Genomic DNA, 25,986 nt, shown 5'->3' on the forward strand with positions numbered 1-25,986 from the left:
AGTGCCGCCCCTGCCGGTTATGCCGGCGGTTATTCCCCGCAACCCCGAAAGTTCTAGACGAGCTTTCGGGGTTTTGCGTTTTAGCGAGCAGGCGAGCCAGCTTGGGTGCGGCAAAATGTGGGACATGGCGGTGAATATTTACACGCGGGGACAGGCGTTGGTGGATCTGTTGGCGCAGCGTATCGTGCTGATCGACGGCGCCATGGGCACAATGATTCAGCGCTTCCGGCTCGATGAGGTGCAGTACCGCGGGGCGCGGTTACCTGGACAGTCGGGGGATCCACGCTTTGCCGATCACGATGGGGATCTCAAAGGCAATAACGATTTGCTGAGTTTGACCCGCCCAGATGTGGTGCGACAGATTCACGAAAGCTATCTGGCGGCGGGAGCCGACATCATCGAGACCAATACATTCGGTGCCACGTCGATTGCCCAAGCGGATTACGGGCTGCAAGTTTGGGCGCGAGAGATGAACCTCGCTTCGGCGCGTCTGGCCAGAGAGGCCTGCAATCGCTATGCGACAGCGCAGCGACCACGATTCGTGGCTGGGGCCATCGGGCCCACACCCCGCACGGCGAGCATCAGCCCGGATGTCAATGACCCCGGTGCGCGTAATGTAACCTTCGATGAATTGGAGCAAGCTTACCATGAGCAGGCTCTCGCCTTGATCGAAGGGGGGGTGGATGTGCTGTTGGTCGAAACCATTTTCGACACCCTCAACGCAAAGGCAGCGTTGTTTGCGATCGAGCGCGCTTTCGACGACAGCGGAGAGCGCTTGCCACTGATGATCAGTGGAACGGTGACGGATGCCTCGGGTCGCTTACTCAGTGGGCAGACAGTGGCGGCCTTTTGGGCGAGTGTCCGCCATGCACGCCCGTTGGCCGTTGGATTGAATTGCGCTTTGGGCGCGGCATTGATGAAGCCGTATATCCAAGAACTGGCGCGGGTGGCAGAGGATACCTATATCAGCTGCTATCCCAACGCTGGCTTGCCCAATCCGATGAGCGAGACGGGCTTTGACGAGACGCCTGCGGATACATCCCGTTTGTTGCACGGTTTTGCGGAGGAAGGGCTGGTCAACATCGTCGGGGGGTGTTGTGGTACCACACCCGACCACATCGCTGCCATAGGCGCCACACTTACCGGATGTGCGCCACGCGCGCTGCGGTGGTATCGAAGCGAATGACCTGTCCCGGGAGTGCCATGGCCCACGACGCGCGTATACTCGGCCAAGACAAACGGCCTTAGCGTGCCGTACGTGAGAATCGCACGCGTCCACTCCGGCCATCCTGACCGATGAGCATGCCCGTTTTGCGCCTGGACCACGCCCGCGCCCTGCTTCGCCAGGCTGGGGTGGTGTTGCCAGAGCGCGAAGACGGCTCAGGGGCTGTTGAGCTGCAAGCGATCATTGATGCCCTGTGCGAACTGAGCGAGCGTGACCCCCTGACGGGATTGCCCAACCGTCGTGCCTTCATGGCACGGTTGGCGCAGGAGTTGGACCGCTCCAGCCGAACGGGTGAAGTGGCGTTGTTATTGATGCTGGATATCGATCATTTCAAGTCGGTGAACGATCGTTATGGACATTTGGCAGGTGACGCGGTGCTTCGCGCTGTCGGCGAGACCTTGAGAACGCATATTCGCCCCATGGACACCGTGGGGCGTCTGGGGGGCGAGGAGTTTGGGGTCGTTTTCCCGAACTGTGGCCCTGGGTCAGGGGCGCAGTTGGCCGAGCGCGTGCGCGCTGCTGTGGAGGGTGCACAGATTCCTTTGCCGGATGGTGTGGGGGTGTTGCAGGTCACGGTCAGTGGAGGGGGAGCCTATGCACCCGCCTGGGTGCGCTCGACCATCGAGCACTGGATGGAGCGGGCCGATCGCCAACTCTATGAGGCCAAGCGCCAAGGGCGCAACCGCATCTTGATCGAGCCGGTCGCCCACAGCGAAGTCAGCGCCGAGGAAAAGGAGCTGTTATTTGCCTGGCCCGATGCAGACCGGCTTATCATCGATCCTGCCGATGCGATCTGAGCGTCGGATGAGCAACCTCGACATGAACACATCCCTGACCACTGCCTCACCCTCTGCATCCGCCACAAACAGCGGGGGGGTGCTGTTGCGGCCGAGCAAGGGGCGGGTCATTGCGATCACCAGCGGCAAAGGTGGCGTGGGCAAGACCTTCATCTCGGCCAATTTGGCGGCGGCACTGACCCGGCGCGGGCTGCGCGTGCTGGTCCTGGATGCGGATCTGGGGCTGGCCAATCTGGATGTGGTGCTCAATTTGTATCCCAAATTGACGCTGCATGATGTATTTACCGGCAAATGCGGGCTCGACGACGCGATTATCAAGGCCCCGGGCGGCTTTTCGGTATTGTTGGCGGGTTCGGGGATGGTGGAGTACTCGCGCCTGACGCCAGAAGTTCGGGAGGATTTTCTGCGTCTGATGGGGCAGGTCGTGCCCCGGTTCGACGTGGTGTTGCTCGACACCGGCGCGGGGATTTCGGATGTGGTTCTGTTTGCTTTGTCGCTGGCGAGCGAGATATTGTTGGTAGCCACGCCCGAGCCGACCTCGTTGACCGACGCTTATGCGACCATCAAGGTGCTGGCTACCCAACAGCAGCGCCAATTGGTTCGACTGATCGTCAATCAGGCCGCACGTCCCGGGGATGGTCGGGCGATCACCGCTCAACTGCAAGCTGTGTTGAATCGCTTCGTCGGTGGGGGCGCCGCCACCGGGGACGCCAAACCCAAGCCTATTCGGCTGGTCCACATGGGGGATATTCCGGTGGACAAAGCCGTTAAGGAGGCGGTCATGCGCCGACAGCTGCTGTTGTTGCACGCGCCTGGCTGCCCGGCCAGCTTGGCGGTGGCGCAGATTGCCGGCCGGCTGGAGGATACGGTGCTACGCACGCAAGAGCAGGTCTGACATCAGGTTGTGTCCAGCCCTCCCGGCAGGCGCGGCGCGTGTGCGTGTCCCACCTCGACAGGAGAATGCCGATGCTGTACCGATTCAAGTCCAAAGCCACCGGCGATGTGGTGATGCTGCAACCCAATGGGCGTCGCGTGCTGGAGATTCTGGGCAAGGACCCCGAGGGGCCAGGCATCATCCTGCCGCAGCAGATACCCGCGGCCATCGAGGCCCTGCGCGCGGCGGTCGCGGCCGAAGAGGCGCAAGCCGAGCGCAAGCGGCAAGAGGCCGAGGCACAGGGCGAGGAGCCCCCCGTCCCCCCCGAGGAGCGCGTGCCGCTGCGCGCCCGGGTCGCGCCCTTCATCGAGATGCTGCAGCGCTGCCAAAGCGAGGGCTGCGAAGTGGTCTGGGGCGTTTGAGCCCCGCGCGGTCGGTCAGCGTACTGGCCCGCGGCGTCGACCACCGCCTTGATCTTGGCCATCTCGCTGGCGACGAAGGCCTTGTGGCCTTCGGGCGTGACGCGCTTGTCGTTCGGTGCGGCGACGCTGGCACCCAGCGCCTTTTGCTTCTGGACGAAGCCGGGGTCGCGCTAGCCAGATGGTCAGGCTGAAGTCTTTTAGCTCCATTTCTTGCAGCGAGGGGTAGTGCCGCAGGGTGGGGTGGTCGAACAGGGGTTTGGCTGCCGTCACGCAAAGGCCTTGATGCGACCGCCCTCGATCTGGTGTGCGGTGTTGGGGGTCTGGTCGCACATCACCTCGATCGTGCCGCCCGCGCCGACGACATTCTCGACGACGATCGTCGCATTGTTCAGGTGCTTGTGTATCGTCTCGGCCAACTGGGGTGCGACGGTATCGGTCAGCCCGCCAGCGGCGAAGGGCACCACGAAGGTGATGGGTTTGGAGGGGAAGTCTTGGGCGGCCGCCGCGAAGGCAACGGTCGACAGCGCCAGGGCAAGTAGCGCTTTTATCAGGGAGGTCTCCGGCCAGCGGAATGACGCGCCGGATACTAGCCAGAGTGGCACGGGTTGCGCCATCCGGGAAACCAAACCCAAGGGGTCAGATTTCGATCTTGGCGCCTAGTTCAACCACACGGTTGGCCGGCAGATTCAGAAAATCCGCCGCCGATGCCGCATTGCGGTGCATACCGGCAAATAGCTTTTCGCGCCAAGTCGTCATGCCAGCGCCGCGGCGGGGCAGCACGATCTCGCGCGAGAGGAAGTAGGACGCCTCCATCTCGTCTAACTGCACCCCGTGGCTGCGCAGCAATTTGAGGGCCTCGGGCACGTCCGGGTGGTTCTTGAAGCCAAAGTGCAGCACCACGCGCCAGCAGTCGTGACCCAGCGTCTCCACCTCCACCCGCTTGTCGAAGCCGATCCAGGGCACCTCGTGGTGGCGCACGGAGACAAAGAGGTTCGTCTCGTGCAGCACCTTGTTGTGTTTGAGGTTGTGCAGCAGTGCATTGGGCGTCACGCCAGTCTCTGTGTTGAGAAAGACCGCCGGGCCCGGCACGCGCGTCGGCGGGCTGAGAAAGACCGAATCCAAAAACAGCTTGAGGTCGATCGCCTCGTCGCGCAGCCGCTCCGCGAGCAACTGGCGCCCGCGCTGCCAGGTGGTCATCAGCGTGAACATGACAATGCCGATAGCCAGCGGGAACCAGCCACCGTTGATTACCTTGACCGCGTTGGTGGAGAAAAACAGCCCGTCCACGACCAGAAAGGCGCCGGTGGTCGCCACGCACAGCAGCCATGGATAGCGCCATGCATAGCGGATGACGAAGAAGGTCAGCACCGTGGTGATCAGCATGTCGATCGTGACCGCGATGCCATAGGCCGACGCCAGTGCGCTGCTGGAGCCGAACAGCAGAACGGCGCTCACGATGCCGCCGTACAGCGCCCAGTTGACGAAGGGAACGTAGATCTGGCCCGTGTCGCGCACGGAGGTGTGCAGGATGCGCTGGCGCGGCAGATAGCCCAGCTGCACGACCTGCTTGGTGACCGCGTAGGCCGCCGAAATCAGCGCTTGCGAGGCGATGACCGTGGCGCAGGTGGCCAAGCCGATCAGCGGGACCAGGGCCCAGCTGGGCACCATCTCTTATAACGGGTTGCTGACGTTTTCCGGGTGCTGCCGCAGCATCGCGCCCTGCCCGAACTAGTTGAGCAGCAGCGACGGCATCAGCAGTCCGAACCAAGCCAGGCGGATGGTTCGTTTGCCGAAATGGCCCAGATCGGCATAGAGCGCCTCAGCCCCTGTGACGCACAGCACGATCGCCCCGAGCGAGACGAAGGCCAGCCCCGGCTGCTCGATGATGAATCGCAGCGGATGCTGTGGCAGGACCGCCGTCAGCACGGCGGGATTGCGCCGAACATGGGCGCCGCCAAGCAACGCCAGCGCCAGGAACTGCACCGCTGTGCCGGGGCCGAACGGCTTGCCGACGCTGGCGCTGCCCCGCTTTTGCGCCGCAAACAGGGCGGTCAGAACCACCAGGGTGACCGGCACCACGAACGGCTCCAGGCTCGGGGTGGCAACCTCCAGACCCTCCACAGCCGAGAGCACCGAAATGGCGGGCGTAATGATGCCGTCGCCAAAAAAATGGCGGTGCCGAAGATACCGATGGCGAGCAGCCGGCGGCGCAGGTGGGGGCGGTCCTCGACCGCCATCGAGGCCAACGCCAGCATGGCCACCAGCCCCCCTTCGCCGTTGTTGTCGGCCCGCAGGATCGGCGTCACATACTTGAGCGAGACGATGATCGTCAGCGTCCAAAACACCAGCGACAGAAAGCCGAAGATGTTTTCGGGTGTGACCGCGAGATTGCCGTAGGTGAAGACCTCTTTGAGTGCGTACAGCGGACTGGTGCCGATGTCGCCATACGCGGCGCCGAGCGCGCCGAGCGTCAGCGCCGCCAGTTCGGAGCCGTCGGTCGCGGAAGAGGAGGGATGCGCCAAAGGTCGCCGGGATGGTTGCTAGGCCACCATTGTGCGCCTGTCCCGCCACGGGCGCTGCGGGCTGTTGCGTTGCAGCAACGGCGACCGCCCGGCGGTCGGTCCATGGGGGATCAGTCGTAGGTGCGAGCGTCCTCGATGACCTTGCCATCGTTGGGCAATGCACCGATGGTCAGCAGCTCAACGTCGCCGCGCAGCTTGGTCGCGTCGCGCAGCGACTCCTGCAGCGCATGTTTCAGCGCCTCTGATGGGGTGTCGGTTTCGGCGCGCAGCAGCATCTGGTCATCGGCCATGCGACCGCTGACCACCAGCCGGGCGCGCCGCACCTCGGGATGACGGCGCAACACCTCGGCTACTTGCGCAGGGTGGACGAACATGCCCTTGATCTTGGTGGTCTGGTCCGCGCGCCCAAGCCAGCCGCGAATGCGGGTGTTGGTGCGGCCCGTAGGGCAGGGCCCCGGCAGCACCGCCGACAGGTCACCCGTGCCAAAGCGGATGAGCGGATAGTCGGGATTGAGCGCCGTGACCACCACCTCGCCGACCTCGCCGTCGGGCACAGGGTCGTCGGTCCCAGGGCGCACGATCTCCAGAATCACGCTTTCATCCAAAACCAGCCCTTCGCGAGCCGAGGTCTCGTAGGCGATCAGACCGACATCGGCCGTCGCGTAGGCCTGATAAGCCGCGATGCCGCGCTCGGCCAGCCAGTCGCGCAGACTGGGCGGGAAGGCCTCGCCGGACACCAGTGCCTTACGGATGGGCAGGCGCACACCAGCGGCCTCGGCTTTTTCCACGAGGATGCGCAGAAAGCTCGGCGTGCCGCAGTAGCCCACGGGTTTGAGATCCATGATCGCAGCGAGCTGCTGCTCTGTGTTGCCCACCCCGCCGGGGAAGACCGTGCAGCCGATCGCTTGCGCACCCGCCTCCATGATCCATGCGCCGGGCGTCAGGTGGTAGCTGAAGGCATTGTGGATCAGGTCGCCCGACTCGAAGCCGGCGGCGGTCAGCGCCCGCGCGCTGCGCCAGTAGTCGATGCCTTGCCCCTCGGGCTCGTAAATGGGGCCGGGCGATTGGAAGACGCGCCGCGCCCCGCGTGCCTGCAGCAGCCCGCGCCAGCCGATCGTCGACAGCCCTGCGAAGGGGTCGCCGCCGGCCGCGCGGCTGGCGTGCTGTCGCTCCATCAAATCGTGTTTGCGCAGCACGGGCAGGCGGGCCAGTTCGGCGCGCGAGGTCACGCGCAACGGATCGACGTCGGCCAGGCGTTCGGCCCAAGCGGCGCCATGCGCGCGTGCATGGGCGATCAAATCGGGCAGGGCGGCGAAGAGCGCGGCCTCGCGTTCGGCGGGGGCGCGGGTTTCGAGAGAGTCGTGGTAGGCGGGCATGGTGAGCAAACGGCGCGGCGGCGGGCGAAATCGATGGGGCGGGATGTCAAGCCAGCCAGCGCTTGCGGCGCTTGTAGCTCTTGACGTCGCGAAAGCTCTTGCGCTCGCCGCCGCCCATGCCGAGGTAGAACTCCTTGACGTCCTCGTTGTTGCGCAGGTCTTCGGCGGCGCCATCCATGACGATGCGGCCAGACTCCATGATGTAGCCGTAGTTGGCGTAGCGCAGCGCCATGTTGGTGTTTTGCTCGGCGATCAGGAAGCTGACCTTTTCTTTTTGGTTGAGGTCCTTGACGATCTCGAACACCTCTTCGACGATCTGCGGCGCCAGCCCCATCGACGGCTCGTCCAGCAGCACGACGCTGGGGTTGGCCATCAGGGCTCGGCCGATCGCGCACATCTGCTGCTCGCCGCCGGAGGTGTAGGCAGCCTGGCTGGTGCGGCGCGTCTTCAGGCGCGGGAAGTAGGTGTAGACCTTTTCCAGGTTGGCGGCGATCTCGCCCTTGTCCTTGCGCGTGTAGGCGCCGGTCAGCAGGTTTTCCTCGATCGTCAGGTGGGCAAAGCAGTGCCGTCCCTCCATTACCTGCACCACGCCGCGCTTGACGAGGTCGGCGGGCGTGAGGTTTTCGATGCGCTCGCCGCGCAGCTCGATCGAGCCCTTGGTGACCTCCCCGCGCTCGCCCTTGAGAAGGTTGGAGATGGCGCGCAGGGTCGTGGTCTTGCCAGCGCCATTGCCGCCCAGGATGGCGGCGATCTGGCCCTCGGCGAGCTGCAGCGAGACGCCCTTGAGCACGAGGATGACGTGGTTGTAGATGACCTCGATGCCGTTGACGGTGAGGACGGGTGCGGGTGTCGTCATGGGGTGACCTCGGTAACGTGGCTGGGTGCGCAGGCACCACCCGTCAGCGCCGCGGACCGACGCTGGCGGGTGGTGGTGGGGACTGTGGAGCGCCTGCCCCCACCGCGAGGGGCGGCATGGACCGACCGCCCCCCTTCGCCCGGATCATCAGGACTGGCAGTCCTGCGGGGTGCGGCGCTCGATCTTCTTCTCGGCGGCGTACTTGTCGGCCGCGGCGCGCACCATCGGCTTGATGATCTGCTCGTCCGCCTGGTACCAGTCGCTCGTGAACTCCCACTTGCTGCCGTTCCAGGTGTGGATGCGGGCCCAGGCCGCGCCCATGTGGTCCTGGCAGCTCGTCGAAATCGGCCGCATCACACCCTTGAAGCCCAGCGCGTCGAGTTTGGCCTGCGTCAGGTTCAGGTTTTCCAGGCCCCAGCGCACCTGCTCGCCGGTCATGACCTTGCCCTTGCCGAAGCGCTCTTGCGCGCGGCGCACGCCCTCGATCGCCAGCATGGCGCTCATCGCCCCGCGCACATACAGCACCGAGCCGACCTCATCCTTGGGGCCCGTGCCCTGGCCCTTGCCGTGCACCTTCTCCAGGATTTCCTGGATGAAGGGGGCGTTGGGCTCGGCGCCATGCTGCATGGTGATGGCGTTGTAGCCCTTGGCGCCTGCGCCGATGTCCTTGACATCCGGCTCGGCCCCGGCCCACCAGACCCCGTAAATCTTGTCGCGCGGATAGCCGACGGCTTGCGCCTCTTTGAGCAGGGTGGAGTTCATCACCCCCCAGCCCCAATTGATCACGTAGTCGGGGCGCTGTTGGCGGATCTGCAGCCAGGTGGACTTCTGTTCCACGCCCGGGTGCGGCACCGGCAGCAGCGACAGCTGGTAGCCGTGCATCGCAGCACGCTCCTGCAGGATGGGGATGGCCTCTTTGCCAAATGGGCTGTCGTGGTAGACCAAAGCGATCTTCTTGCCCTTGAGCTTGTCGAAGCCGCCTTCCTTCTTGGCGATGTGCTGGATGATCACGTCGCCCGCGACCCAATAGGTGCCCGCGAGCGGGAAGTTCCACTTGAAGACGCCGCCGTCCTGCGATTCGCTGCGACCGTAGCCGGCGGTGATGAGCGGGATCTTGTCCACAGGGGCTTTTTCGGTCAGCGCGAAGGTGATGCCGGTGGACAGCGGCTGGAACATGCTGGCGCCGCCGTTTTTGCCCTTGAGGCGCTCGTAGCACTCGACGCCGCGGTCGGTCGCGTAGCCGGTCTCGCACTCCTCCCAACTCACCTTGACGCCGTTGATGCCGCCGCGGGCGTTGGTGAGCTTGAGGTAGTCCACGAAGCCGTTCGCCCAGGGCACACCGTTGGGGGCGTAGGCCCCGGTGCGGTACACCAAGACGGGAAAGAATTGCTCCTTGGCCTGCGCGTAGGCGGCGGGGCCGACCAGCGCGCTGGACAAGACGGCAGTCGCTGCCGCAGCAGCAAGGATCACGGGACGCAGCTTCATGGTCTGTCTCCTAGGATGGTTGAAGTACGGGTGGGGAAATCGATGATCAATGCGGGAACGGCCAGATGCGCAGCTTTTGCTTGCCGATGCTCCACAGCTTGGCCAGGCCGTGGGGCTCGACGATCAGGAACCACACGATCAGCGAGCCGAAAATCATGTATTCGGCATGGGACACTGCTGCGGTCGAGACGTCAATCCCCAACAACCCGCCCAACCAGGGCAGGAATTGGTTAAGGAAGATGGGCAGCACGACGATGAAGGCCGCGCCGAAGAAACTGCCCATGATCGAGCCCAGGCCACCGATGATGACCATGAACAGCAGCTGGAACGAGCGATCGATCGAGAAGGCCGCCGGCTCCCACGAGCCTAGGTGGATGAAGCCCCACAGCGCGCCGGCCACACCGACGATGAAGGAGCTCACGGCGAATGCCGACAGCTTGGCGTACACCGGACGGATGCCGATCACCGCCGCGGCCACATCCATGTCGCGGATGGCCATCCACTCGCGCCCAATGGCCGAGCGCACCAGGTTTTTGGCCAGCAGAGCAAACAGCACCACGAAGCCCAGAGAGAAGAGATATTTTTCGACGGGGGTATCGATCTGCCAGCCCAGCACACTGAGGTTGGACACCGACACCGAGCCCGACGGGTTGTTGTTGGTGAACCAGCCAATGCGCAGGAAGGCCCAGTCGGTGAAGAACTGCGCGGCAAGAGTCGCCACCGCCAGGTACAGGCCCTTGACGCGCAGGCTGGGGATACCGAAGAACATGCCCACGACCGTGGCGCACAGCCCACCGATGAGCAGCGCGGCAATGAGCGGCATACCCTCGAAGCGCACATAGGCGTTGTACGCCGTGTAAGCACCGACCGCCATGAAGGCCCCGGAGCCGAGCGAGATTTGGCCGCAATAGCCGACCAGGATGTTGACTCCGATGGCTGCCAACGACAGGATCAGAAACGGGATCAGGATGGCGCGAAACAGGTATTCGTCCGCCAGCAGCGGCACGCCAACGAAGGCAAAGGCGAGCAGGGCGAGGATGGCCCAGCGGTCCTGCGCGATCGGGAATATCTGCTGATCCGCGCGGTAGCTGGTTTTGAACTGACCGTTTTCTCTGTAGAACATGATGGCTTACCTCAAACGCGGTCGATGATCTTTTCGCCGAACAGGCCCTGGGGACGGAACAGCAGGAAGATCAGCGCCAGAACGTAGGCGAACCAGATTTCGATGCCGCCACCGACCAGGGGCCCCAGATAGACCTCGGAGAGCTTTTCGCCGACGCCGATGATCAGACCGCCGACGATGGCGCCCGGCACCGAAGTGAGTCCGCCGAGGATGATGACCGGCAGCGCCCGCAAGGCGATGGTGGTGAGGGAGAATTGCACCCCGAGCTTGGAGCCCCAGATCATCCCGGCGACCAGCGCCACGACCCCGGCCACGCACCACACGATCACCCAGATGCGGTTGAGCGGGATGCCGATGGACTGCGCGGCCTGATGGTCATCGGCCACCGCGCGCAGGGCGCGGCCCGTGGCGGTCTTTTGGAAGAACAGCGACAGCGCCGCCACCAGCAAGGCCGCGATGCCTGCGGCGATCAGGTCCTCTTGGTTGAGCAGGATGCCGCCTTCGAACACGCCCTCCAGGATGAAGATGGGGTCCTTGGGCATGCCGATGTTGATGGGGTAGATATCACTGCCGAAGAGGGTCTGCCCGGCACCGTCAAGGAAGTAGGAGATACCCAGGGTCGCCATCAGCAGCGTCGCGCCTTCCTGGTTGACGAGGTGGCGCAGCACCAACGCTTCGACCAGCCATGCCACGACAAACATCAACACTGCGGCCGCGGCAAAGGCCAGCAGGTTGGCCAGCAGCAAGCTCTCGAAGCCCAGCCAACGCGGCAGCCACTCGGAAAAGCGCGCCATTGCCAACGCGGCAAACAGCACCATCGCGCCCTGCGCGAAATTGAACACGCCGGAGGCCTTGAAGATCAGCACGAAGCCGAGTGCCACCAGCGAATACAGCATGCCGGCCATCAGGCCGCCGAAGACGGTTTCCAGAAAAAATCCCATGTCGGTGGCTCCTCAATGGCTCGTGCCCAGGTAGGCGCGGATGACGTCATCGTTGGTGCGCACCTCGGCGGGCGTGCCGTCGCCGATCTTCTTGCCGTAGTCGAGCACGACGACGCGGTCGGAGATGTCCATCACCACCCCCATGTCGTGCTCGATGAGCACGATGGTGGTGCCGAATTCGTCGTTGACGTCGAGGATGAAGCGGCACATGTCCTGCTTTTCCTCGACGTTCATGCCGGCCATGGGCTCGTCCAGCAGCAGCACCTGCGGCTCCATCGCGAGGGCGCGGCCCAGGTCCACGCGTTTTTGCAGGCCGTATGGCAATTGGCCCACGGGGGTCTTGCGGTAGGCCTGGATTTCCAAAAAGTCGATGATGCGCTCTACCACTTCGCGGTGTGCGACCTCCTCGCGTTCGGCCGGGCCGATGCGCAGCGCCTGCAGCAACAGGTTGCTCTTCATGCGCAGGTTGCGTCCGGTCATGATGTTGTCCAGCACGCTCATGCCCTTGAAAAGGGCGAGGTTTTGGAAGGTGCGTGCGATGCCCATTTCGGCGACCTGGCGGCTGTTCATGTGCTTGAACGTCCGGCCACGAAAGGTAATCGAGCCCTCTTGCGGCGTATAGACGCCGTTGATGCAATTGAGCATGGAGCTCTTGCCCGCGCCGTTGGGTCCGATGATGGCGCGGATTTCGTGCTCGCGTACGTTGAACGAGATGTCGGTGAGCGCCTTGACGCCCCCGAATCGCAGGCTGATGTTTTGGACGTCGAGGATGACGTCGCCGATTTGCTTGTGGGCCATGGGGCGTCCTGAAAGGTCGAAGTGCCGTCGGGCGTGTGCTTTAGGCTGCAGCCTTCAGGGGAGGGAAGGTCTTGGCGTCGGCGATCCGCAGGGTTGCGCTGATCTGGCCGGTGCGGCCATCCTCGAACTTGACCTGGGTCTCGATGTACTGCTCGGTCTTGCCGCCGTACAGCGCATCCACGAGCACGCCGTACTTCTCGCCGATGAAACCGCGGCGGACCTTGTTGGTGCGCGTCAGCTCGCCGTCATCGGCGTCGAGCTCCTTGTGCAGGATCAGGAAACGGTGGATTTGACTGCCCGATAACATCTGGTCGCGGCTGAGGTCGGCGTTGTACTTCTCGACGCATTCATGGATGAGGGCGTAGACCTCGGGTTTGCAGGCAAGATCCGTGTAGCCGGTGTAGGGCAGGTTGCGGCGCTCGGCCCAGTTGCCCACGGCCTCGAAGTCAATGTTGATCATCGCGCAGACCTTGTCGCGCCCGTCGCCAAAAGCCACCGCCTCCTTGATGTAGGAAAAAAACTTGAGTTTGTTCTCCACATACTTGGGCGCAAACATGGCCCCGTCATTGGGCCCGCCTTTGAGGCGTCCCACATCCTTGACGCGATCGATGATCTTCAAATGGCCGGTGCTGTCGAGAAAACCCGCATCGCTGGTGTGGTACCAGCCGTCGGCATCCAACACCTCGGCGGTGGCCTTGGGGTTTTTGTAGTACTCCTTGAGCAGCCCGGGCGAGCGCACCAGGATCTCGCCCTGCTCGGACAGCTTGATTTCCACCCCCTCACAGGGCACGCCGACCGTGTCGGCCTTGACCTCGTGGTCGGGTTGCAGGCAGACGAACACGGCGGTTTCGGTGGAGCCGTATAGCTGCTTGAGGTTGATGCCGATCGAGCGGTAGAAAGTGAACAGATCCGGGCCGATGGCTTCGCCAGCCGTGTACGCCACCCGCACGCGCGAAAACCCGAGTGTGTTGCGCAGCGGGCCGTAGATCAGGACATTGCCCAGCGCGTACAGCAGCCGCTCGCCCAGGCCGACGGGCTTGCCGTCCATCAGTTGCGGGCCGACGCGGCGCGCCACATCCATGAAGGCGTGGAACAGTTTGCGCTTGAGGGTGCCGGCGTCTTCCATGCGAATCATGACGTTGGTCAATAGTCCCTCGAATACACGCGGTGGCGCAAAGTAATAGGTTGGCCCGATTTCCTTGAGATCGATCATCACGGTGCTGGCGGATTCGGGGCAGTTGACCACGTAGCCGCAGGCCAGCCACTGCGCGTAGCTGAAGATGTTTTGGCCAATCCACGCCGGCGGCAGATAGGCCAGCACCTCTTCCTTCTCGGTCAGCTGGTCGAACTTGGCGCCGACCTCGGCGCGGTTGAGCAGCGAGAAGTGGGTGTGCACCACACCTTTGGGGTTGCCGGTGGTGCCCGAGGTGAAGAACATCGCCGCCACATCGTCCGGACGGGCTTTTTCCACCTCTTCCAGAAAGAAATCGGGATGCTCTTGGCAGAACACGGCGCCGGCAGCCTCGATTTCCTTCAGCCCCGCCAGGCCGGGCTCGTCGTAGTTGCGCAGGCCGCGCGGGTCGTCGAACAGGATGTGCGCCACCTGTGGACATTCGGGCCGGATCTCCAGCATCTTGTCGACCTGTTCCTGGTCTTCCACGACGGCGAAGCGCACCTGCGCGTTGTTGATCGGGAAAACACATTCGGCCGCCACGGCGTCCTGGTACAGCGGCACCGGGATGGCGCCGAGCGACTGCGTGGCCAGCATGGTGGCATACAGGCTGGGGCGGTTGGATCCGATCACCACCAGATGCTCCCCTCGTTGCAGGCCGAGTTGATGCAGACCGGCGGCGATGTGCCGCACCCGGTCCAGCATTTGGCGCCAGGTGGTCGTTTGCCAGATGCCGTACTCTTTTTCGCGCATGGCGGGCGCATCCGGGCGCGCACTCGCGTGCTGAATCAGCAAGCGGGGAAATGTCGTTCGCATACAGGCTCCTCTGCCGCAGCGGCCGTATGTGCACGAGGCGATGCCGCTATATAGGGGCAAATGTACGGGCATGTTTGACGTTATTCTGTCCGCCCGTTGACAATCTAGGGGTTGCCCTGACTGGGACTTTCCCTAGGTGCTTGGGGGAGCGGGAGGGTGCGGGCGAACAATGGCGACACCACAGTGGGGAGTTCGAAGGATCACCGTGAGCCAAGCCCATCGACTGCGGCAGCGCGCCCGTGCCCTGAGCGCTGCTGAACTGGACAGCATCCCCTGGATCGGGTCGCTGGAGGGGGCCGAGCGGGAGCGGGCGCAGGCCGCACTCGTGGTCAGCGAGGCAGAGCCGGGGGACTTCATCTGCCGCGTGGGCCGACCCGTGACCTATTGGTTTGGTCTGATCGACGGGCTGCTCAAGATGAGCAACGATGACAGCCAGGGGCCGATCATGACCTTTACCGGTGTGGCGCCGGGCGGCTGGTTTGGTGAGGGCACCGCACTCAAGCGCGAGGCGTACCGCTACAACATCCAGGCGCTGCGGCGCAGCTTGGTGGCAGGACTGCCTGTCGAGACCTTCCATTGGCTGCTGGACCACTCCATTGGCTTTAACCGCTTTGTGATGAATCAGCTCAACGAGCGGCTCGGCCAATTCATTGCTGCGCGCGAGATCGACCGCATCACCGATCCAGACGTGCGCATCGCTCGCAGCCTGGCCAATTTGTTCCACCCGGGCCTCTTTCCGGGCGTGGGGCAGGTGCTGCGCATCACCCAGCAGGAGCTGGCCTACTTGGTCGGGCTGTCGCGCCAGCGCGTCAACCTGGCGCTGTCACGCTGGCAGCAAGCCGGGGCGATTCGGGTGGAGTATGGGGGGCTGCGCGTGCTCGATTTGGATACGCTGCGCAGCGCCGGGCGCGGGATGGTTTGACGTGGTACGCGGGCGCACCCGCGGGCGGGTTACAGTCCCGCCATGAGCATGCGTTTGAACAAGCGGATGGCGGCGCTGGGCTTGTGTTCCCGTCGCGAGGCCGATGATTGGATCGCGCGCGGGTGGGTGCGCGTCAACGGCCAGCCAGCCGTGCTGGGGCCGCTCGTCGGCGAGGCCGACCGTGAGGATCCCCAAACCCGTTGGCGCGAGGACCGCTGTCCCCGGTGCTTCGAGCTGGCGCACGCCCGCGGGCTGGCACCGGCGGGGCGTCTCGACATCGACTCCACTGGGCTGCTCGTGCTGACGCAGGACGGTCGGGTGGCCAAGGCCATCGTGGGCGAGCACTCGGCAGTGGACAAGGAATACCTGGTGCGGGTGCAGTGGGCCCCTGGCGGCCGCAAGGGCCCCGGTGTGGTGGCGCAGAATGTGCAGGCCGTTTTTCCGGCGCAGGCGCTGGCGCGGCTGCGCCATGGACTGGCGCTGGACGGCGTACCGCTGCGCCCTGCCCAGGTGGAGTGGATCAATCCCGCGCAGTTGCGCTTCGTGCTCACCGAGGGCCGCAAGCGCCAGATCCGCCGCATGTGCGAGTTGGTGGGCCTGCATGTGGTGGGCCTCAAGCGCGTGCGCATCGGCCGAGTCACGCTCGGGGCGCTGCCGCCCGGTCGATGGCGCTATCTGGGCGAGCAAGAGCGCTTTTGAATGGGCCTTGAAACGGCAGCGCCTGCCCTCATCTGCCGCATCGTTTGGGGTGGTCCGCCTAGGGCGTGTCGCGCCCCAGTGTCATCGCTTGGATTGTCCGCCTAACCATCGAGCCCCATGAGCAAGCACACCCACGCCTTTCAGGCCGAAGTGGCCCGGCTGCTGCACCTGGTCACGCATTCGCTGTACTCCAATCCCGACATCTTCTTGCGCGAGCTGATCTCCAACGCCTCCGATGCCTGCGACAAGCTGCGCTTCGAAGCCCTGGCCGACGCCTCGCTGTACGAGGACCAGCCCAACCTGGAGATCCGCGTTGCCTTCGACAAGGCGGCCAAGACCATCACCATCACCGACAACGGGATCGGCATGAGCGAGGCCGAGGCCATCGAACACCTGGGTACCATCGCCAAGAGCGGCACACGCGACTTTTTGCAACGGCTCTCGGGCGATCAGAAGCAGGACGCGCAATTGATCGGCCAGTTCGGGGTGGGCTTCTACTCCGGATTCATCGTGGCCGATCGCATCACGGTGGAAAGCCGCCGCGCCGGCTTGCCGCCCGAGCAGGGGGTGCGTTGGAGCAGCGACGGCAGCGGTGCCTTCGACACCGAAACCATCACCCGCGCCGAGCGCGGCACCCGCGTCATCCTGCACCTGCGCGACGACGCCAGCGAATACCTCAACCGCTGGAAGCTCAAGTCCATCATCGGCAAGTACTCCGACCACATCAGCCTGCCCATCCTTATGCAAAAAGAGGAGTGGGACAAAGACAAGGGCGAATATGTGCTGAAAGACGAGTGGGAGGCGGTCAACAGCGCCAGCGCCCTGTGGACGCGGCCCAAGAAGGACATCAGCGACGAGCAGTACATCGAGTTCTACAAAAACCTGAGCTACGACAGCGAGGCCCCGCTGGCCTGGAGCCACAACCGCGTCGAGGGCAGCACCGAGTACACCCAACTGCTCTATATCCCGGCCAAGGCGCCATTCGATCTGTGGAACCGCGACAAGCGCGGCGGGGTGAAGCTGTATGTCAAGCGCGTCTTCATCATGGACGACGCGGAAGCGCTGATGCCCGCGTACCTGCGCTGGGTCAAAGGGGTGATCGACTCGGCCGACCTGCCGCTGAACGTCAGCCGCGAGCTGCTGCAGGAAAGCCGCGATGTGAAAGCCATCCGCGACGGCAACACGCGCCGCGTGCTGTCCATGCTGGAAGAGCTGGCCAAGAAAGACGTGCTGCCCACCGGCGAGGCCTGGGAGCAGCTCAGCGCCGACGAGAAAGCCGACGCCGAGCGGCAGGCTGGCAAATACAGCCGCTTCTATGCCGAGTTTGGCGCCGTGCTCAAGGAAGGCTTGGGCGAGGACTTTGCGAACCGTGAGCGCATCGCCAGGCTGTTGCGCTTTGCCTCGACCCACAGCGATGCGGTCAACGTCAGCCTGGCCGATTACAAGGCGCGCATGAAGGAGGGACAAGAGGCGATCTACTACATCACCGCCGACACCTTGGCTGCGGCCAAGAACAGCCCGCAGCTCGAAATTTTTCGCAAGAAGGGCATCGAAGTGCTGCTGATGACCGACCGCGTCGATGAGTGGGCGCTGTCGTTCTTGCACGAATTCGACGGCACGCCGCTGCACAGCGTGGCCAAAGGCGCGGTGGACCTGGGCAAGCTGCAGGACGAAGAAGAAAAGAAAGCGGCCGAGCAGGCGGCCGAGGCCTTCAAGCCCGTGCTCGACAAACTCAAGGAAGCCCTCAAGGACAAGGCCAAGGATGTGCGGGTGACGGCGCGGCTGGTCGATTCACCCGCTTGCCTGGTGGTGGAGGACGGCGAATACTCCATGCAATTGGCGCGGCTGCTCAAGCAGGCGGGGCAGAAGGCGCCGGAGGTCAAGCCCATCCTCGAGGTCAATCCCGGCCATGCGCTGGTGCAAAAGCTGGATTCGCATCCGCAGTTCGAGGACCTGGCCCACATCCTGTTTGACCAAGCTTTGCTGGCCGAAGGCGGCCTGCCGGAGGACCCGGCTGGCTATGTGCGCCGCGTCAATGCGCTGCTGGTGGGCAAGCACCCAGGCGAGGGATGACACCGCTTACCCCAGTGTCCCGGTAAATTCGATGATTTTTCGGTGATCCGGGGGCATCAGGGTGTACTTGATGCCCTCCGATGCGAGCAGAGTGCGCATCTCGTTGTCCATTTCGCGCGCGCGGTTTTCATCCTGCAGCCGCCCTGCGCGAACATACGGCTTGTCCAGGTCGCGCTGGGCAAAGATGTTCACATTGTCGAATTGCCGGTACCACTCCAGGATCTGGCGGCGCGTCTTGTCCACGTCGCACACGTTATCCGGATGGTAGGCGTTGTAATACAGCAATTGCGGCAGCCCGCCTTCGGTCACCAGATAATGCACCTGGCCATCGAGCACCTCCAGCAGGCGAAATTGGTGTAACGCAATGCCGTATTGATTGCGCAGCGCCTCGTAGTCACCTTGCCAAACCAGGGACTTGGCCACCTCAGGCACCAACTCCACGGTTTTGTGCATCAGATGCAGTTTGAGCACGATGGCCGAGGAGTACAGCGACTTATCACAGCCTGGGCCGCCCACGATATTGATGACTTTGGTCGGATAGCGCCGCAATTTGTTTTCTGGCAGGTTCGGCGTCACATAGCCGACGATGGTGCTCATGGCAGTCTCCTCAGCCGGGCCGCAGCCCCGGCGGTTTCAATCCTAGCACTGCCTCGGGCGCTTGTGTGTCGTATACCCCCGACCCTGCCCGTATGATTGGCCCATGACCCGATCCCCATCCCCGCGACGATCGCCCGCAGGGCCAGCCCCTGAGGTGCTGGCAGAGCTGCATCCCGGACAGTCGATCGCGTTGCTGCAAGAACTGCACATCCTCACGCGCGACGGGCGGCTCAACCAGGATTCGCGGCGCAAGCTCAAGCAGGTCAATCACCTGTTACAGTTCATCGAGCCCTTGCTGCAAGCAGCCCTGGCCGAGCGCGGTGATGTGACCCTGGTGGACCACGGTGCGGGCAAATCGTATCTGGGTTTTTTGCTCTACGACCGGTTTTGCCTGGCGCGCCCGGTAGGGACCGTCTGGGGGGTGGAGGCGCGGCCCGAGTTGGTCGAACGCGCAGCTGTCTTGGCCCAGCGACTGGGCTTTGCGCGCATGCACTTTGTGGCCGCCACGGTCCGTGAGGCGATGGCCGCGCTGCCCGCTCAGGTGGACGTGGTGACGGCGCTGCACGCCTGCGACACAGCCACCGACGATGCCATCGAGTTTGCCCTGCAGCGCCAGGCGCGTGCCATCGTCTTGGTGCCGTGCTGCCAGGCGGAAGTCGCCGCAGCCTTGCGGCGCAACAAGGCGCTGCAGTTGGCGCGCACGCCGCTGGCCGAGTTGTGGCGTCATCCGCTGCACACGCGCGAGTTCGGCAGCCAGGTCACCAATGTGCTGCGCTGCTTGCGGCTCGAGGCAAGCGGCTACGAGGTGACGGTGACCGAGCTGGTGGGCTGGGAGCACTCCATGAAAAACGAGCTCATCATCGCGCGCCGCACCGGTCGGCGCAAGCACAGCGCAGCCGTTCGCCTGACCCACATGCTCGATGACCTGGGGCTGGCGGAACTCAGAGGCCGCTTTGCCGTCCCATCCGTATAACGACAGACGACGAGGCGGGGTAAGCGCGGTGCAGTTGTTGGTGACATGGCCGGCCCTGCTGTGGTTGGCGTGGTGGTTGGGCGAGCGTGCGCAGCCTCGGGGCTGGCCGCGGGTCAGCGTTTATGTGGCGGTGGGCTTGCTGGCCAGCTTCGCGGCCCCTGCCCCCACGCTGGTGGACGGCTCGGTGCTGGCGCTGCTGGCACAGTTGGCGCTGGCGCTCGTGCTGTTCGAGCTCGGACATCGCATCCGGCTGCGTTGGCTACGCGCCAACCCGTGGGTGGCTGCGGCAGCGCTGCTGCAGGGGCTGGCGTTGTTCGTGCTCCTGGGCTGGGCTGGCGGGTGGTTGGGCTTGGCGCCGGATGTGCGCTGGCTGTTGGCGGCGGTGGCGGTGGCCGCTTCGCCGGCCGGTTTGTTGCGCGTCGTCAACGATTTGCGCGCCGGCGGACAAGTGACCGAGCGTGCATTGCACCAGGCAGCGCTGTTGTCGGTGCTGGCGGTCCTGTTGGTCAAGGCAGTCAGCACCCACTGGTTCGTTCGCAGCGCCGACGACTGGCTGGCGGCGTTGCTGGCCGGCGGCTATGCGCTGGTGGCCTCGGTGGGCCTGGGCATGGCGCTGGCGGTGGTGTTGGGATGGCTGGTGCGCGGCCCATTTGCGGCGCCGCAGGTGCCCACCGTCGGCTACGCGCTGGCATTGGTTTGGCTGACGGTGGTGGCCGATACGCTGAAATTATCGCCGCTGCTGGCGGCGCTGAGCTTCGGTGTCATGCTGCGCGAGCGGCAAACGTTGGCCGCCGCAGTGCAGCGCAACTTTGGCACGCTGGGTTGGCTGCTCGGGGTGTTCCTGTTCGTCTACGTCGGCTCGCGCACAGTGTGGCCGGCGCTGGCCGAGCCGGGCGTGTGGGCGATGGCGGCGCTGGTGCTGGCAGCGCGGCTGCTGGTGTCAGTCGCCGTCAATGTGGCGCTGGCGTGGCCTGCCGGCATCGGCGCACGAAAGGGTGTGCTCACCGGCGTGGTGCTGCTGCCGATGTCGGCGCTGACGCTGCTGTTGCTGGAGCGCAGCGCGGCGCTGGGCGTGGAGCCGGCCGCAACGGTGTTGCACCAGCTGGCCGCAGCCCTGTTGTGGGCCGAGCTGCTCGGCCCGCTGCTGGCTGCGTGGGCGCTGCGCGCGGCGCGCGAGGCGGCGGTCGCCGCGCCGCCGCGGCCAGAGGATCAGGGGTGATGCGATGCCACTGGAGTCATTTATGCAGTCTGACGCGCTCACGATGGGCGTGGAGTTGGAACTGCAAATCGTCCATCCCTACGACCTGGACCTGACGCCGGGGGCAGACGACCTGCTTGCGCTGCTCAAGCGCGCACCGTTTCCGGGCAGCGTCACGCCCGAGATGACGCAGAGCATGATCGAGATTGCCACCGGTGTGCATACGCGCCACGACGAATTGCTAGCGCAGCTGCGTGCAATCCGGGATACGCTGCTGGCGGCGGCCGAGCGGCTCAACATCGAGCTGGCTGGCGGCGGCACACATCCCTTTCAGCGCTGGTTCGAGCAGCGCATCTTCGACAAGCCGCGCTTTCAGCAGCTCTCCGGCCTGTATGGCTATCTGGCCAAGCAGTTCACGGTCTTTGGCCAGCATGTGCACATTGGTTGCCGCTCGGCGGACGAGGCGCTGTTCCTGCTGCACGCGCTCAACCGCTATGTGCCGCACTTCATCGCGCTGTCGGCTGCCTCGCCATTCTTCCAGGGGGTGGATACGCTGTTCGACTCGGCGCGGCTGAACTCGGTGTTTGCATTTCCCCTCAGCGGTCGCGCGCCGTTCGTCTTGCACTGGGACGACTTCGAGCAGGGCTACTTCCGCAAGATGGAGTCCACCGGTGTCGTGAAGTCGATGAAGGACTTCTACTGGGACATCCGCCCCAAGCCCGAGTACGGCACGATCGAGCTGCGCGTTTGCGATACGCCGCTGACGGTGGAGCGCGCTGCGGCGTTGGCGTGCTACCTGCAGGCGCTGTGCCGCCATCTACTGGAGGGCGGCGAGCCGCCACCGCAGGAGGACGACTACCTGGTCTACACCTACAACCGCTTCCAGGCGTGTCGCTTTGGGCTGGAGGGCACGATGGTGCATCCGCGCACGCGCGAGCCGCTGTCGATCCGGGAGGACATCCTGGCCACGCTGCGCCGACTGGAGCCGCACGCACAGGCACTGGACAGCTCAGCAGCGCTGGCGGAGCTGGAGGCGGTGGCTGGCGCAGCCGGCAACCACGCGCGCCAGTTGCGCGCGGCGCATGCGCGTACCGGCAGCATCCAGGCGGTGGTGCGCGCTGCGGTCGACGCGCTGCGCGATGGCATGCTAAGCTGATCGGCGCTCGCCCCGTTGGGCCCGTGTCAGACGGGCGAGCGCTTTCACATATTCAACTCCAGGAGACGACGCCGATGCCTGGCTTGCTGCCCCACATCGACCCGGATGGTCTGCTCGAATTTTCGGTCGTCTACACCGACCGCGCGCTCAACCACATGTCCCAGCGCTTCCAGCGCGTCATGACCGACATCGGCGGCCTTCTGAAGGAGGTGTACGGCGCGCATGCGGTGGCACTGGTGCCGGGCAGCGGTACCTTCGGCATGGAGGCGGTGGCGCGCCAGTTTGCCACCGACCGGCGTGTGCTGGTGATCCGCAATGGCTGGTTCAGCTACCGCTGGACCCAGATCTTCGACATGGGCCGCATCCCGGCCGAGGCGCATGTCCTCAAGGCGCGGCGCGTGGCCGAGGCGCCGCAGGCACCGTGGGTGCCGGCACCGTTGGACGAGGTGGTGCGCACGATCCACACAGGGCGTCCGGCGGTGGTGTTTGCGCCGCACGTGGAGACCGCCGCCGGCATGATGCTGCCCGATGACTACCTGCGCACGGTGGCTGAGGCCGCGCACACGGTGGGCGGGCTTTTCGTGCTGGACTGCATCGCCTCGGGTGCCATGTGGGTGGATATGCGCGCCACCGGCGTGGATGTGCTGATCTCGGCGCCGCAGAAGGGCTGGAGCGGCTCGCCGGCTTGTGCGATGGTCATGCTGTCGGAGCGTGCGCACCAGGTCCTCGACAGCACCACCAGCACGAGCTTTGCCTGCGACCTGAAAAAGTGGCTTCAAGTCATGCAGACCTATGAGCAGGGCGGCCATGTCTATCACACCACCATGCCGACCGATGCGCTGGCGCGGCTGCGCGATGTGATGCAGGAGACGCGCGAGCACGGTTTTGCGGCGATGAAGGCCGCCCAGGTCGAACTTGGCCGGCGTGTGCGCGATTTGTTCGAAGCCCGTGGACTGTGCAGCGTGGCGGCGCCGGGCTTCCAAGCCCCTGGCGTGGTGGTCAGCTACACCGACGATCCGGAGCTCGCCAGCGGCCGCAAGTTCGCCGCCGTCGGGCTGCAGACCGCCGCCGGCGTGCCGCTGATGTGCGACGAGCCGGCGGACTTTCGCACCTTCCGGGTCGGCCTGTTCGGGCTGGAAAAGCTGCTGCACATCGAGCGCACCGTCGGCCATCTGCGGCAGGCGCTGGATGCACTCGGCCTGCGCGAGCGGGCCGCCGTCGCCGCCTGATGGGATGGTGTCGGCATTTCAACGGGCGAAGCGCCGTCGCGTCAGCGCCAGCGCCGCCCAAAATGCGGCCAACGCATAACCAGCCAGCACCGCGATGTGCCGTGCCGCCTCGGCCGGCCAGTGGTCCAGAAAAAGCGGGCGCACCAGTTGCACCGCGTGCGTCAGCGGCAGGGCCTCGCTGATCGCCCGAACCCAGCCGGGGAGCTGCTCGCGCGGGAAGAACACGCCCGAGACAAACGTCATCGGTGTCAGAAACAGCGTGAAATAGTAGGTGAAAAAGTCGTAGCCCTTGGCCAGTGCGTTGAAGATCAGCGCAAGACTCGCAAATGTCACGCCGGTCAGCGCCAGCGCCGCCCACGCCAGCACGAGCTTGGGGCTGTGGCCTATGCCCAGCAGCAACATCACCAGCAGGATCGCGCTGGAGGCAAACAGCGCCTTGAACGCCGCCCACAGCATCTCGGCCAGCACGATGTCGTCCAGCGTCACCGGGGCGTTGAGGATGCCGTCCCAGGTGCGCTGTACATGCATGCGCGAGAACGCCGAATACAGCGCCTCGAAGGTGGCGGCGTTCATCGCGCTCATGCAGACGCTGCCGCTGGCCAGGAACACCAGGTAGGGGACCGTTTGCACATTGCCCCCGGGCAGGGCGAGCGTCAGGTTGCCGACCAGCGCGCCCATGCCGTAACCGAACGCCACCAGCCAGATCAGCGGCTCAGCGATATTGCCCACCAGGCTCGGGATCGCCAACTTGCGCCAGACCAGCAGGTTGCGTCGCCACACGGCCGCAAAGCGCCAACTCGGCCGCGGGGGCGCCCAGTGGGGGGGGTTGATGCCGTCGCGCATGGGCTTATCCTTCGGCGCGGATCTGCCGCCCCGTCAGGCGCAGGAACAGGTCCTCCAGATTCGCTGGCCGGTGCAGCAGCCGCAGCTGCGGCTGACCCGCCAGCCGCGCCAGCAGCGGGCGCGCGTCGCGGGTGTAGAGGAAGGTCGTCTCGCCATGGGTCTCGATGCGGCCGGCCAGCGCGCGCGCCTCTTCGTCCAGCAGCGCGGCCACCTCGGGCTGTCCTTGCTCGCCGTACAGCTCGATCACCTCTGGCTCCAGATGCTGCGCGATCAGCGCCCGTGGCGCCCCTTCGGCGATGCAGCGCCCCTGGTCGACGATCACCAGCCGGTGGCACAGCCGCTCGGCCTCGTCCATGAAGTGCGTCGTCAGCAGGATGCTCTTGCCCTGCTGCAGCAGGCGCTGCAGCCGCTCCCACATCAGGTGGCGCGCCTGCGGATCCAGCCCAGTGGTCGGCTCATCGAGCAGCAGCAAGGCGGGGTCGTTGACCAATGCGCGCGCCAGGCTCAGCCGCCGTCGCATTCCACCCGACAGCTCGCTGGGTCGCGCATCCACCTTGTGCGAAAGCGCCGCAAACTCCAGCAGCGGCGCGATGCGTGCGCGCAGCTGCGCCTGCGGCAGGCCGAAGTAACGTCCGTAAACCAGCAGATTCTCGGCGCAGCTGAAGTCGGGGTCCAGCGTATCGAACTGCGCCACCACGCCCAGCCGTGCCTTGATCGCGCGGGCGTGCTGCGGCATCGGCAGGCCGAAAATGCATACCGAGCCAGCGTCCGGCGCCACCTGCCCCAGCGCCATGCGCAGCGTGGTCGTCTTGCCCGCCCCGTTGGGCCCAAGCAGCCCGACGCACTCGCCCGCTTCAATCGAAAACGACAGCCCGTCCACCACCGCGCGCCCGCTGTAACGCTTGGTCAGTCCGTCGATCTGCAGCAAAGTCTCGACCATGACCGCATTGTGCCCTGATGCCGCATCCCGCAGGACGCCGGGGAGATGGGTACGGGTCCCGCAGATCATCGCCACATGACCAGTCAGGACCGCGCAGCCGTCTGGCTGCAACACGCCCTGCCCAAGCGCGCGTTGACCGAGCTGGCCGGCGCGCTGGCGCGCCGGCCGCTGGGGCCAGTGACGCAGGCGGCGATCCGCCGCTTCATCCAGCGCTATGGCGTGGACATGGGCGAGGCAGCGCAGCCCGACTCGGCCGCTTATGCCACGTTCAATGACTTTTTCACGCGCGCGCTGCGCCCGGGGGCGCGGCCGCTGGCAGCCGCCGATCTGGTGTGTCCCGTGGACGGTGCGATCAGCCAGTGCGGTGCGATCGCACACGACCAGATCCTGCAGGCCAAGGGGTACAGCTACACGGTGGCAGCGCTGCTCGGTGGCGACGCGGCGCTGGCGGCAGCGTTTACCGACGGCATGTTCGCGACGCTGTACCTGAGCCCGCGCGACTACCACCGCATCCACATGCCGTGTGGGGGGCGTTTGCTGCGCATGGTGCATGTGCCGGGGTCGCTCTATTCGGTCAATCCGGTGACGGCGCGCGGGGTGCCGGGGCTGTTCGCGCGCAACGAGCGCGTGCTGTGCCTGTTCGAAGGGCAGCGCCCGGACGGCCGGCGTTTTCCGTTCGCGCTGGTGCTGGTGGGGGCGACGATCGTCGGCAGCATGGCCACTGTCTGGCATGGCGTGGTCAATCCGCCGCGGCCGGGCATTGTGCGGCGCTGGGACTACGATGACCGCGAGATCACCCTGGCGCAGGGGGCGGAGATGGGGCGCTTCCTGCTCGGCTCCACCGTGGTGGCCTTGTTCCCGCCGGGGCTCGCCGTTCTGACCCCGGACTGGGCCCCAGGCCGTCCGGTGCGCATGGGCGAGGCGATGGGGGCGTGGCGGCCCTGACAGCG

The 25,986-nt window shown here is 65.1% G+C and carries 22 protein-coding genes and 2 pseudogenes; 12 read left to right on the forward strand and 12 right to left on the reverse strand.

All coding sequences use genetic code 11. The annotated features are described in order from the left end of the window. Window positions 1–124: 124 nt before the first annotated feature. From P3W97_RS03720 to P3W97_RS03735, 4 genes are all read left to right on the forward strand, one after another. Window positions 125–1,186 carry a homocysteine S-methyltransferase family protein gene (locus P3W97_RS03720; RefSeq protein ID WP_300843959.1) on the forward strand — a complete coding sequence of 354 codons (1,062 nt, stop codon included), beginning with the start codon at window positions 125–127 and terminating at the stop codon, window positions 1,184–1,186. Window positions 1,187–1,296: 110 nt separating this feature from the next. Further along, window positions 1,297–2,022, forward strand: coding sequence for a GGDEF domain-containing protein (locus P3W97_RS03725; protein WP_300843905.1), 726 nt, complete (start codon window positions 1,297–1,299; stop codon window positions 2,020–2,022). A 22-nt stretch (window positions 2,023–2,044) separates the two neighbouring features. Continuing rightward, window positions 2,045–2,917, forward strand: a complete 873-nt coding sequence (locus P3W97_RS03730; protein WP_300843907.1) for a MinD/ParA family protein — start codon at window positions 2,045–2,047, stop codon at window positions 2,915–2,917. A 71-nt stretch (window positions 2,918–2,988) separates the two neighbouring features. Next, window positions 2,989–3,318 carry a DUF1840 domain-containing protein gene (locus P3W97_RS03735; RefSeq protein WP_300843909.1) on the forward strand — a complete coding sequence of 110 codons (330 nt, stop codon included), beginning with the start codon at window positions 2,989–2,991 and terminating at the stop codon, window positions 3,316–3,318. A gap of 14 nt (window positions 3,319–3,332) precedes the next feature. Here the strand turns inward: P3W97_RS03735 and P3W97_RS03740 are convergent. The 9 genes and pseudogenes from P3W97_RS03740 to P3W97_RS03780 all read right to left on the reverse strand — a co-directional run. Further along, a pseudogene (locus P3W97_RS03740) lies at window positions 3,333–3,866 on the reverse strand (hypothetical protein); the annotation flags it as partial. An 88-nt stretch (window positions 3,867–3,954) separates the two neighbouring features. Further along, window positions 3,955–5,840, reverse strand: a pseudogene (locus tag P3W97_RS03745) (potassium transporter Kup). Between the two features lie 110 nt (window positions 5,841–5,950). Next, on the reverse strand, window positions 5,951–7,216 hold the full coding sequence (locus P3W97_RS03750) for a phenylacetate--CoA ligase family protein (RefSeq protein WP_300843911.1): 1,266 nt from the start codon (window positions 7,214–7,216) through the stop codon (window positions 5,951–5,953). Window positions 7,217–7,262: 46 nt separating this feature from the next. Then, the gene (locus P3W97_RS03755; protein WP_300843913.1) at window positions 7,263–8,072 is read right to left on the reverse strand and encodes an ABC transporter ATP-binding protein; all 810 of its coding nucleotides are present in this window, start codon (window positions 8,070–8,072) and stop codon (window positions 7,263–7,265) included. A 147-nt stretch (window positions 8,073–8,219) separates the two neighbouring features. After that, a complete protein-coding gene (locus P3W97_RS03760) occupies window positions 8,220–9,557 on the reverse strand; it encodes an ABC transporter substrate-binding protein (protein ID WP_300843915.1) in 1,338 nt (445 codons plus the stop codon). A gap of 46 nt (window positions 9,558–9,603) precedes the next feature. Continuing rightward, entirely contained in the window at window positions 9,604–10,680 is a 1,077-nt protein-coding gene (locus tag P3W97_RS03765) for a branched-chain amino acid ABC transporter permease (RefSeq protein ID WP_300843917.1), read from the reverse strand. Window positions 10,681–10,691: 11 nt separating this feature from the next. Beyond that, window positions 10,692–11,621 carry a branched-chain amino acid ABC transporter permease gene (locus P3W97_RS03770; RefSeq protein ID WP_300843919.1) on the reverse strand — a complete coding sequence of 310 codons (930 nt, stop codon included), beginning with the start codon at window positions 11,619–11,621 and terminating at the stop codon, window positions 10,692–10,694. 12 nt (window positions 11,622–11,633) lie between these two features. After that, window positions 11,634–12,419, reverse strand: a complete 786-nt coding sequence (locus tag P3W97_RS03775; RefSeq protein WP_300843921.1) for an ABC transporter ATP-binding protein — start codon at window positions 12,417–12,419, stop codon at window positions 11,634–11,636. 40 nt (window positions 12,420–12,459) lie between these two features. After that, entirely contained in the window at window positions 12,460–14,406 is a 1,947-nt protein-coding gene (locus P3W97_RS03780) for a long-chain fatty acid--CoA ligase (RefSeq protein ID WP_300843923.1), read from the reverse strand. Window positions 14,407–14,611: 205 nt separating this feature from the next. Here P3W97_RS03780 and P3W97_RS03785 point away from each other — a divergent pair, with 205 nt between their 5' ends. The 3 genes from P3W97_RS03785 to htpG all read left to right on the forward strand — a co-directional run bounded on the left by P3W97_RS03785 (window position 14,612) and on the right by htpG (window position 18,100). Beyond that, complete coding sequence (locus P3W97_RS03785; protein ID WP_300843924.1) at window positions 14,612–15,328, forward strand: Crp/Fnr family transcriptional regulator; 717 nt, start codon at window positions 14,612–14,614, stop codon at window positions 15,326–15,328. 42 nt (window positions 15,329–15,370) lie between these two features. After that, window positions 15,371–16,027 carry a pseudouridine synthase gene (locus P3W97_RS03790; RefSeq protein ID WP_300843926.1) on the forward strand — a complete coding sequence of 219 codons (657 nt, stop codon included), beginning with the start codon at window positions 15,371–15,373 and terminating at the stop codon, window positions 16,025–16,027. Window positions 16,028–16,144: 117 nt separating this feature from the next. Beyond that, a complete protein-coding gene (gene htpG, locus P3W97_RS03795) occupies window positions 16,145–18,100 on the forward strand; it encodes a molecular chaperone HtpG (protein WP_300843928.1) in 1,956 nt (651 codons plus the stop codon). A 6-nt stretch (window positions 18,101–18,106) separates the two neighbouring features. On the opposite strand, the gene P3W97_RS03800 is transcribed toward htpG, so the two are convergent. Then, the gene (locus P3W97_RS03800; protein WP_300843930.1) at window positions 18,107–18,697 is read right to left on the reverse strand and encodes a hypothetical protein; all 591 of its coding nucleotides are present in this window, start codon (window positions 18,695–18,697) and stop codon (window positions 18,107–18,109) included. A gap of 103 nt (window positions 18,698–18,800) precedes the next feature. Here P3W97_RS03800 and P3W97_RS03805 point away from each other — a divergent pair, with 103 nt between their 5' ends. From P3W97_RS03805 to P3W97_RS03820, 4 genes are all read left to right on the forward strand, one after another. Next, window positions 18,801–19,670 (forward strand): SAM-dependent methyltransferase, encoded by an 870-nt coding sequence (locus P3W97_RS03805; RefSeq protein ID WP_300843932.1) that lies wholly within the window; start codon window positions 18,801–18,803, stop codon window positions 19,668–19,670. Window positions 19,671–19,710: 40 nt separating this feature from the next. Further along, window positions 19,711–20,889 (forward strand): cation:proton antiporter, encoded by a 1,179-nt coding sequence (locus P3W97_RS03810; protein WP_300843934.1) that lies wholly within the window; start codon window positions 19,711–19,713, stop codon window positions 20,887–20,889. 4 nt (window positions 20,890–20,893) lie between these two features. Beyond that, window positions 20,894–22,024 carry a YbdK family carboxylate-amine ligase gene (locus tag P3W97_RS03815; protein ID WP_300843936.1) on the forward strand — a complete coding sequence of 377 codons (1,131 nt, stop codon included), beginning with the start codon at window positions 20,894–20,896 and terminating at the stop codon, window positions 22,022–22,024. Window positions 22,025–22,098: 74 nt separating this feature from the next. Continuing rightward, window positions 22,099–23,253: an aminotransferase class V-fold PLP-dependent enzyme gene (locus P3W97_RS03820; RefSeq protein WP_300843937.1), complete on the forward strand. Its 1,155-nt coding sequence runs from the start codon at window positions 22,099–22,101 to the stop codon at window positions 23,251–23,253. 18 nt (window positions 23,254–23,271) lie between these two features. Here P3W97_RS03820 and P3W97_RS03825 read toward each other — a convergent pair whose 3' ends face one another. Continuing rightward, window positions 23,272–24,096 (reverse strand): ABC transporter permease, encoded by an 825-nt coding sequence (locus tag P3W97_RS03825; RefSeq protein ID WP_300843939.1) that lies wholly within the window; start codon window positions 24,094–24,096, stop codon window positions 23,272–23,274. Between the two features lie 4 nt (window positions 24,097–24,100). After that, window positions 24,101–25,036, reverse strand: a complete 936-nt coding sequence (locus P3W97_RS03830) for an ATP-binding cassette domain-containing protein (protein WP_300843941.1) — start codon at window positions 25,034–25,036, stop codon at window positions 24,101–24,103. A 75-nt stretch (window positions 25,037–25,111) separates the two neighbouring features. Between P3W97_RS03830 and asd the strand changes: the two genes are divergently transcribed. Further along, window positions 25,112–25,981, forward strand: a complete 870-nt coding sequence (gene asd, locus P3W97_RS03835) for an archaetidylserine decarboxylase (protein WP_300843943.1) — start codon at window positions 25,112–25,114, stop codon at window positions 25,979–25,981. The last annotated feature ends 5 nt before the right edge of the window (window positions 25,982–25,986 follow it).

This window comes from Tepidimonas sp. (assembly GCF_029335975.1).
Classification (GTDB): domain Bacteria; phylum Pseudomonadota; class Gammaproteobacteria; order Burkholderiales; family Burkholderiaceae_C; genus Tepidimonas.

Bases quoted from the DNA above. Each gene is read 5' to 3' on its own strand.
- P3W97_RS03720 (WP_300843959.1), top strand. From the start codon at position 125: ATGGCGGTGAATATTTACACGCGGGGACAGGCGTTGGTGGATCTGTTG.
- P3W97_RS03725 (WP_300843905.1), top strand. From the start codon at position 1,297: ATGAGCATGCCCGTTTTGCGCCTGGACCACGCCCGCGCCCTGCTTCGC.
- P3W97_RS03730 (WP_300843907.1), top strand. From the start codon at position 2,045: ATGAACACATCCCTGACCACTGCCTCACCCTCTGCATCCGCCACAAAC.
- P3W97_RS03735 (WP_300843909.1), top strand. From the start codon at position 2,989: ATGCTGTACCGATTCAAGTCCAAAGCCACCGGCGATGTGGTGATGCTG.
- P3W97_RS03750 (WP_300843911.1), bottom strand. From the start codon at position 7,216: ATGCCCGCCTACCACGACTCTCTCGAAACCCGCGCCCCCGCCGAACGC.
- P3W97_RS03755 (WP_300843913.1), bottom strand. From the start codon at position 8,072: ATGACGACACCCGCACCCGTCCTCACCGTCAACGGCATCGAGGTCATC.
- P3W97_RS03760 (WP_300843915.1), bottom strand. From the start codon at position 9,557: ATGAAGCTGCGTCCCGTGATCCTTGCTGCTGCGGCAGCGACTGCCGTC.
- P3W97_RS03765 (WP_300843917.1), bottom strand. From the start codon at position 10,680: ATGTTCTACAGAGAAAACGGTCAGTTCAAAACCAGCTACCGCGCGGAT.
- P3W97_RS03770 (WP_300843919.1), bottom strand. From the start codon at position 11,621: ATGGGATTTTTTCTGGAAACCGTCTTCGGCGGCCTGATGGCCGGCATG.
- P3W97_RS03775 (WP_300843921.1), bottom strand. From the start codon at position 12,419: ATGGCCCACAAGCAAATCGGCGACGTCATCCTCGACGTCCAAAACATC.
- P3W97_RS03780 (WP_300843923.1), bottom strand. From the start codon at position 14,406: ATGCGAACGACATTTCCCCGCTTGCTGATTCAGCACGCGAGTGCGCGC.
- P3W97_RS03790 (WP_300843926.1), top strand. From the start codon at position 15,371: ATGAGCATGCGTTTGAACAAGCGGATGGCGGCGCTGGGCTTGTGTTCC.
- htpG (WP_300843928.1), top strand. From the start codon at position 16,145: ATGAGCAAGCACACCCACGCCTTTCAGGCCGAAGTGGCCCGGCTGCTG.
- P3W97_RS03800 (WP_300843930.1), bottom strand. From the start codon at position 18,697: ATGAGCACCATCGTCGGCTATGTGACGCCGAACCTGCCAGAAAACAAA.
- P3W97_RS03805 (WP_300843932.1), top strand. From the start codon at position 18,801: ATGACCCGATCCCCATCCCCGCGACGATCGCCCGCAGGGCCAGCCCCT.
- P3W97_RS03815 (WP_300843936.1), top strand. From the start codon at position 20,894: ATGCCACTGGAGTCATTTATGCAGTCTGACGCGCTCACGATGGGCGTG.
- P3W97_RS03820 (WP_300843937.1), top strand. From the start codon at position 22,099: ATGCCTGGCTTGCTGCCCCACATCGACCCGGATGGTCTGCTCGAATTT.
- P3W97_RS03825 (WP_300843939.1), bottom strand. From the start codon at position 24,096: ATGCGCGACGGCATCAACCCCCCCCACTGGGCGCCCCCGCGGCCGAGT.
- P3W97_RS03830 (WP_300843941.1), bottom strand. From the start codon at position 25,036: ATGGTCGAGACTTTGCTGCAGATCGACGGACTGACCAAGCGTTACAGC.
- asd (WP_300843943.1), top strand. From the start codon at position 25,112: ATGACCAGTCAGGACCGCGCAGCCGTCTGGCTGCAACACGCCCTGCCC.